1 pseudogene is annotated in these 495 nt (G+C 65.7%); it reads left to right on the plus strand.

Annotation, left to right across the window (positions count from 1 at the left end):
• Positions 1-495: pseudogene (locus ACLQ3C_RS21510) on the plus strand (HNH endonuclease); the annotation flags it as partial.

Below are 495 nucleotides of genomic sequence, written 5' to 3' on the forward strand. Positions count from 1 at the left end.
CCCAAAAGGGCCTCGCCGACGAGACGGTGTCCTGCAAGCCGACCGGTGGGGTGCTGTTGACCATCCCGGCCGACACCCCGAAGCTTTCCGCGCTGGAGTTCATGGGATCGGTCACGCCCGCCACCGCGAAAACTCTCGGCTGTGACGCAGGATTACCGTCGTCATCGTCGACGGCGACCAAGTGCCGCTGAACGTGGGTCGCGAGAAGCGTCTGTTCACTCCAGCCCAACGAAAAGCGTTGCTACTGCGCGACAAATCCTGCATCAAGTGCGGTGCGCCCGCATCGCGCACCCAGGCGCACCACCTCGTCAGCTGGGTTGACGGTGGGGCCACCGACCTGGACAACGGCTGCCTGCTGTGCACCAGCTGTCACCACGACGTCCACGATAGTGGGTGGGATGTGGTGATGGGCTTCGACCGGCATCCGTGGCTGATCCCACCCGCCACGGTCGATCCCCGACGACGACCGCTGCCGGCCTACAACCGGCGCACCCT

Origin of the sequence: Gordonia sp. DT30 (assembly GCF_049844915.1) — a bacterium.
In the GTDB taxonomy this organism is placed as follows: Bacteria; Actinomycetota; Actinomycetes; order Mycobacteriales; family Mycobacteriaceae; genus Gordonia.